This is a genomic window from Polaromonas sp. CF318, from assembly GCF_000282655.1.
GTDB lineage: Bacteria > Pseudomonadota > Gammaproteobacteria > Burkholderiales > Burkholderiaceae_C > Polaromonas.
The window spans coordinates 134,068-140,277 of the sequence record NZ_AKIV01000076.1 but is presented as its reverse complement, the minus strand read 5'-3'; the positions used below and the strand labels follow the sequence as shown (position 1 = coordinate 140,277).

General features: G+C 67.2%; 6 protein-coding genes. 3 read left to right on the top strand and 3 right to left on the bottom strand.

Going from position 1 to position 6,210, the window contains the following annotated elements:
• The first annotated feature begins 218 nt into the window (after nt 1-218).
• Nucleotides 219-1,253: an NADP-dependent oxidoreductase gene (locus PMI15_RS15390; protein WP_007870811.1), complete on the top strand. Its 1,035-nt coding sequence runs from the start codon at nt 219-221 to the stop codon at nt 1,251-1,253.
• Between the two features lie 16 nt (nt 1,254-1,269).
• Here the strand turns inward: PMI15_RS15390 and PMI15_RS24080 are convergent, their stop codons facing one another.
• A complete protein-coding gene (locus tag PMI15_RS24080; protein ID WP_007870810.1) occupies nt 1,270-1,758 on the bottom strand; it encodes a DUF1566 domain-containing protein in 489 nt (162 codons plus the stop codon).
• A 127-nt stretch (nt 1,759-1,885) separates the two neighbouring features.
• Nucleotides 1,886-2,830, bottom strand: a complete 945-nt coding sequence (locus PMI15_RS15380) for a LysR family transcriptional regulator (protein WP_007870808.1) — start codon at nt 2,828-2,830, stop codon at nt 1,886-1,888.
• Between the two features lie 123 nt (nt 2,831-2,953).
• On the opposite strand from PMI15_RS15380, the gene PMI15_RS15375 reads away from it, so the two are divergent.
• Together PMI15_RS15375 and PMI15_RS15370 are read left to right on the top strand one after the other, a co-directional pair.
• Complete coding sequence (locus PMI15_RS15375; RefSeq protein ID WP_007870805.1) at nt 2,954-4,156, top strand: MFS transporter; 1,203 nt, start codon at nt 2,954-2,956, stop codon at nt 4,154-4,156.
• A 35-nt stretch (nt 4,157-4,191) separates the two neighbouring features.
• Complete coding sequence (locus PMI15_RS15370) at nt 4,192-5,436, top strand: SGNH/GDSL hydrolase family protein (RefSeq protein ID WP_238541132.1); 1,245 nt, start codon at nt 4,192-4,194, stop codon at nt 5,434-5,436.
• A gap of 3 nt (nt 5,437-5,439) precedes the next feature.
• On the opposite strand, the gene PMI15_RS15365 is transcribed toward PMI15_RS15370, so the two are convergent.
• Nucleotides 5,440-6,162 (bottom strand): GntR family transcriptional regulator, encoded by a 723-nt coding sequence (locus PMI15_RS15365; protein WP_007870802.1) that lies wholly within the window; start codon nt 6,160-6,162, stop codon nt 5,440-5,442.
• Nucleotides 6,163-6,210: the final 48 nt, after the last annotated feature.

The following is a 6,210-nucleotide window of genomic DNA, read 5'->3' as shown; positions in this document are numbered from 1 at the left end:
CGTGTAGCTCTCTGCCCCCCGAAGGGGGCGCTGCGCCTGCGGCCCGGCAAAGCCGGTTCCGCGGCCCCGGCTGGGTTAAATACATCCCCGCCGTCACACAACTGGTGTGGTTTCAAGCGACACCCCGTGGCAGGGCAATCGCCTGCGCGACTGACGCAGGGCCTGGCCGCCGCTACCATGGCCGCGACACTTTCTCAACAGATTCAGCGGAGACACCCATGAGCGCCATTACCAGCCTGAGCAACCACCAGATTCGACTGGCCAGCCGCCCCGTCGGCCTGCCCACACGCGACAACTGGAACTTCACCACCGAACCCGTGGCCGAACCCGGCCCGGGCGGCGTGCTCGTCAAGACCCTGTACCTGTCGCTGGACCCGGCCATGCGCGGCTGGATGAACGACGCCAAAAGCTACATCCCGCCGGTGGAAATCGGCGCTGTGATGCGCGCCGGCGGCGTGGGCAAGGTGATCGCCTCGCAAAACCCGGCCTTTGCCGTGGGCGACTATGTGAACGCCGCGCTCGACGTGCAGGAGTACTGCCTGATTCCGGCCGACCAGATCAAGCGCAGCGGCATGTTCAAGATAGACCCGCGCCTGGGCCTGACGTCCTGGCTCAATGTGCTGGGCCTGCCCGGCATGACGGGCTACTTCGGCCTGCTGGAAGTCGGCCTGCCCAAGGCGGGCGAAACCGTGGTGGTGTCGGGTGCGGCCGGCGCCGTGGGCCAGACCGTGGGCCAGATCGCCAAGCTCAAGGGCTGCCGCGTGGTCGGCATCGCCGGCGGCAAGGCCAAGTGCGACTGGGTGGTCAACGAGCTGGGCTTTGATGCCTGCATAGACTACAAAAACGGCGACGTGCGCGCCGGGCTCAAGGAACACTGCCCCAAGGGCATAGACATCTACTTCGACAACGTGGGCGGGGAGATCCTGGACATGGTGCTGGCGCGCCTGGCGCGCGGCGCCCGCATCATCATCTGCGGCGCGATCAGCCAGTACAACAACACCACGCCGGTGAAGGGTCCGGCCAACTACCTGTCGCTGCTGGTGAACCGCGCCCGCATGGAAGGCATCGTGGTGTTCGACTATGCCGACCGCTACCACGTCGGCGTGGCCGAGATGGCGGGCTACCTCAAGGCCGGCACCATGAAAAGCAAGGAAGACATCGTCGTCGGCCTGGACACCTTCCCCGAAACCCTGCTCAAGCTCTTCAACGGCGAAAACTTCGGCAAGCTGGTGCTGCAGGTGGCGAAGGACTGAGGGCTTTCCCTCGTTCTTACTTGCCGCCGCGCACCAGGCGCACCGCGGCGGACGTGGCGCGCGGGGCTTCACCGGCGCTGCCGTCGCTGAAACCCACAAAGGTGAAATAGCCCGGGCCGGTGCTGCTGGAAGTCCAGAAGCGGGCCACCGGTGTGGCGGGAAAGGCATTGGGGTCTATCGCTGCCTTGTTTTCCTCGGCCTCGCGCGCCGACACAATGCTGGAGAGTTCCTTGAGGATGGGCAAGCGCCATTCAGCCCCCGGCGCGGAAGCCGCCTTGGCGCGCGCGGCCGCGTCGGGCTGGTTCAGGAAAGCCGCCTGCCCGGTGCAGGTTTTGCCCTTGAAGACCATGCCTTCGGCGCAACGCTTCCAGATCAGGCCGGTGCGGCTGTCGGTGACTTCCTGGCCGTCGGCCGAGGGCGTGAAGCGCTCCTGCGCCAGGCTGGCACCGGCCGATGAGAGCAACACAAGGACAAATCCCAGGGTACGAAACGAAAGGCGGTGCATAGCAATTCTCCATGGCCGGGAGCGGCCCCATATGGGAATACTAGGCAGGTCCAAGGCAGGCAACCATAGGGAAAGCTATCTAGTGGCTTGTACCTAGCCAGCTGCCGGCTACCGGCGACCAGGGCGCTCAGGGCAGGTAATCGGGCCCCACGCCACCGGCATCAAGCACCTCCTGCGTGACCTGCTCCACCAGGAAATCCAGCAGCACGCGCACACGCGCCGGCAGACGGCCGCCACGGCCGACAAACACCGCATGGATCGGTTCGCGCTCGCCCGGGTTGAGGTCCTCGGCCACGGCCACCAGGCGGCCCGCGTCCAGGTCGCGGCGTATGTGGAACAGGGACATGCGGGCCAGGCCCGCGCCCGCCAGCACCAGGTGGCGCAGCGCCTCGCCGTCGCTCGCGCGCGCGTAGCCGGTGATCGGCAATTGCTGGATTTGGCCGTCCACGCGCACCGGCCAGTAATGCATATTGCGCTTGAAGGTATGGGCCAGGCGCTGGTGCGCCTCCAGCTCCTGCAGCGTGCGCGGCGTGCCGTGGCGCGCCAGGTAGGCCGGGCTGCCGACGATAAGCTGCGCCGTATCGCCCAGGTGCCGCGCCACCAGTTGGGACGAGGCGAGCGCGCCCCAGCGTATCGCCACGTCGGTGCGCTCGTCCAGCAGGTCGACCACGCGGTCGGTCAACGTGATGTCCAGCGAGATGTCGGGATAGCGCTCGTGGAAGGCCGGCACCAGCGGCAGCAGCAGGCGGTGCGCGGTCGGCATGCTGGCGTTGATGCTGACGCGCCCGCGCGGCATGGCGCCGGCGGCCGCGCCGCGCTCGGCCTCGTCCATGTCGGCCAGCACGCGCGTGCTTTGTTCGTAAAAGGTCGTGCCCTCGGGCGTGAGCTGCAGCTTGCGGGTGGAGCGGTTGACCAGGCGCGTGCCCAGCCGTGCCTCCAGCCGGGTGACCAGCTTGCTGACGGCCGAAGGCGTCATGCACAGCTGGCGCGCGGCAGCTGAAAACCCGCCTTTGTCCACCACCTGGACAAAGGCCTCCATTTCGCCGGAGCGGTTGACGTCTATACGGGGCATGGTGGGGCTATTTTGCCCGGATTAATGTGAATTGAATTCACAAATGATTGTCTTCAGTCCATTCTAGTCAAGATGCCGCTGCGTCTCCACACTAGCTGCATCCTCACTTTTCCGGCAACTTCCATGGCTGCGCAAAAATCACCCCCTTCACTTCCCCTGGGCCTGCTGGCCCTCACCGTCGGCTCCTTCGGCATAGGCACGACCGAGTTCGTCATCATGGGTCTGCTGCTGCAGGTCTCCGCCGACCTCGGCGTCAGCATCGCTTCGGCGGGTCTACTGATTTCCGGTTACGCGCTGGGCGTGGCGGTGGGCGCGCCCGTGCTGACGCTGGCCACGCGCAAGCTGCCGCGCAAAACCGTGCTGCTGGCGCTGATGGCCATCTTCACCCTGGGCAACCTCGCCTGCGCGCTGGCGCCCGACTACGCCAGCCTGATGGCCGCGCGCGTGATCACCTCGCTGGCGCACGGCACTTTCTTCGGCGTGGGTTCCATCGTCGCCACCGGCCTGGTTGCGCCCGAGCGCAAGGCCTCAGCGATTGCCATCATGTTCAGCGGCCTGTCGCTGGCCACCCTGCTCGGCGTGCCGGCCGGCGCCTGGCTGGGCCTGCACCATGGCTGGCGCTCCACTTTCTGGGTGGTGGCGCTGATCGGCCTGCTGGCCTTTCTGGTGCTGGCGATTTTTGTGCCGCGTAGCGCGGCGGAAAACGGCAATGGCTCCATCCGCCAGGAACTGGCCGGGCTGGCCCGCCCGCAAGTCCTGCTGGGCCTGTTGATGACGGTGTTCGGCTTTGCCGGCGTGTTCGCGATCTTCACCTATATCCAGCCCATACTGACCCGGCTCACCGGCTTTAGCGAAGCCGCTGTGTCGCCCATCCTGCTGGTGTTCGGCGGCGGCATCTTCATCGGCAACCTGCTGGGCGGGCGCCTGGCCGACCGCGGCCTGCGCATGTCCCTGCTCATCACCCTGGGCGCGACGGCGCTGGTGCTGGGCGCGATGGGCTTTGTGCTGCACTCGCCGGTGGCCACGGTGCTCTTCGTCGGGCTGCTGGGCGTCGCCTCTTTCGCCACGGTGGCGCCGCTGCAGATGCGCGTGCTGCAGCAGGCCCACGGCGCCGGCCAGAACCTGGCGGCCAGCCTCAACATAGGCGCTTTCAATGTGGGCAATGCGCTGGGCGCCTGGCTGGGCGGCCTGGTCGTGAGCAGTTCCTTCGGCCTGGGAGGCTTGAGCTGGCTGGCCGCGCTGATCACTGCGGCGGGCATCGCCGTCACGCTGTACAGCCTGTCGCGCGACAAGGCCGAACTGCATGCCATTCCCGCCACCTGCTGAACAGCATCGCCATGAATACCTTGATGAAACTCCGCGTGCTTAAGTCCGCCCTTTCCGTCGTATTGCTGTGCGCCGCGCTTGCCCCGCTGGCGCAAGCCGCTGATGGCAAATGGGTTCCGGGCTGGACGGCCAGCCCCCAGCCCGTCTGGGCTGACGGCTTTGTTTTGCCCCTGGGCCTTCCGGCCAGCTTGCAGGACCAGACCGTGCGCCAGGTCGTGCGCGCCGGCCTGGGCGGCTCGCGCGTGCGCATCGTGCTGTCCAACGAATACGGCGCGCAGCCCCTGCGGATCGGCGCGGCCCATATCGCGGCTGCAGGCGATACCGCGGGCAGCACTGGGGGGCCCAGCCTGGCCTTGACCTTCGGCGGCCAAACCACGGCCACTGTGCCGGCGGGCGCGCCCATCGTCAGCGACCCGGTCGCGATGGATGTCGCGCCGCTGCAGCGCCTGGCCGTCAGCCTGTACTTTCCGCAAGCAACACCGGTCACGACCATCCACTGGGACGGCCTGCAGCCCGCGCAGATCGCGGCGGGCAACGTCGCCAGTGCGGCAAGCGTCAAGGCCGACGGCGTAGTGAACAGCCGGCTGTTCCTGAGCGCCGTGCTGGTCGAGGCCGCTCCCGGTACGCGCAGCGTGGTGGCCTTTGGCGATTCCATCACCGACGGCGCGGCCTCCACGCCGGGCACCGACAGCCGCTGGCCCGATTTCCTGGCGCGCCGCCTGGCAGGCCAGAACGTGGCCGTGCTCAATGCCGGGATCTCGGGCGGGCGGGTGCTCAAAAACCACATGGGCCCGAATGCGCTCGCGCGCTTTGAGCGCGACGTTCTGGGTCAGCCCGGCGTGGCGAGCGTGGTGCTGCTGATGGGCATCAACGACATCAGTTGGCCCGGCAGCACGTTTGAACCTCGGGAGCCGGCCACGCAGGCCGATGCCCTGATAGCCGGCTACCGGCAACTGATTGCCCGCGCCCGCAGCCGGGGCGTGCGCATAGCCGGCGCCACGCTGACGCCGTTTGAAGGAGCGCTGACCATGCCGGGCTCGCCGATCGCGAACTATTACAGCCCCGAGAAGGATGCGCTGCGTCAGCGCATCAATCACTGGATACGCCACAGCGGTGAATTTGACGCGGTGCTGGACTTTGATGCGGTGGTGCGCGCCCCCTTGAACCCGCTGCGCATACTGCCGGCCTACGACTCGGGCGACCACCTGCACCTGAGTAATGCCGGCAACAAGGCCGTTGCCGATTCGGTGGACGTGAAGCTGCTGCTGGGCGAGCGCTAAGGTTTAACGACCTACGACGAGACGCAAGCCCGGCAACACGCTTTCGGTCTCGGCGCGCCGCTCCAGCGCCATGCGCATATTCATTTGCGCCACCTCGGTGTGCTCCACGGCCAGGGCCTGGGCGCGCGCGCCCTCGCCGGCCTTGAGCGCGGCAAACAGCATGTGGTGCTGGCGGTGCGCGTAATGCATCCAGTCGCGGTCCTGCTCCAGCGTGGACTGCATGGGCAGCATGGCCGAGGCCGATGCGAAAGGCAGTTTGTCGTTGAGTTCGACGGCCCGCTGCAAGGCGCGGTTGCCGCTGGCCTCCAGGATCAGCGCGTGGAAGCGGTCGTTCATGGCGGCATAGGCCGCGTAGTTGTCATAGCCCAGCGGGTTGGCCGCCAGTGCCCTGTCGCCTTCGTCCAGGCAGGACTGCAAATCGAGCTGCAGCTGGCGCGACACGCCGTGCTCGGCCACCAGGCGCGCGGCCATGCCCTCAAGGTGGCCGCGCACCGCGATGGCGTCGGACACCTCGCGCGGCGTGAACTGGCGCACCAGGTATTTGCCGGTGTCGTTGGCCTCGACCAGCCCTTCCTGCTCCAGCGTGACCAGCGCGGCCCGCACCGGTGTGCGCGAGGCGCCCAGGCGCTCGGCCAGCTGCTGCTCGGCCAGGCGCTGGCCGGGCTCGAACTCGCCGCGCAGGATCAGGTCGCGCAACTGCATCAACACGGTTTCTTGCAAGTTCATGGCCGTGAATGTACACTGAATTTTAAATTTGGGATACCGTTTTTAGGT

Excerpts from the sequence above, each read along its gene's own strand:
- PMI15_RS15365 (WP_007870802.1), bottom strand. The coding sequence starts at position 6,162 with ATGAACTTGCAAGAAACCGTGTTGATGCAGTTGCGCGACCTGATCCTG.
- PMI15_RS15380 (WP_007870808.1), bottom strand. The coding sequence starts at position 2,830 with ATGCCCCGTATAGACGTCAACCGCTCCGGCGAAATGGAGGCCTTTGTC.
- PMI15_RS15375 (WP_007870805.1), top strand. The coding sequence starts at position 2,954 with ATGGCTGCGCAAAAATCACCCCCTTCACTTCCCCTGGGCCTGCTGGCC.
- PMI15_RS15390 (WP_007870811.1), top strand. The coding sequence starts at position 219 with ATGAGCGCCATTACCAGCCTGAGCAACCACCAGATTCGACTGGCCAGC.
- PMI15_RS24080 (WP_007870810.1), bottom strand. The coding sequence starts at position 1,758 with ATGCACCGCCTTTCGTTTCGTACCCTGGGATTTGTCCTTGTGTTGCTC.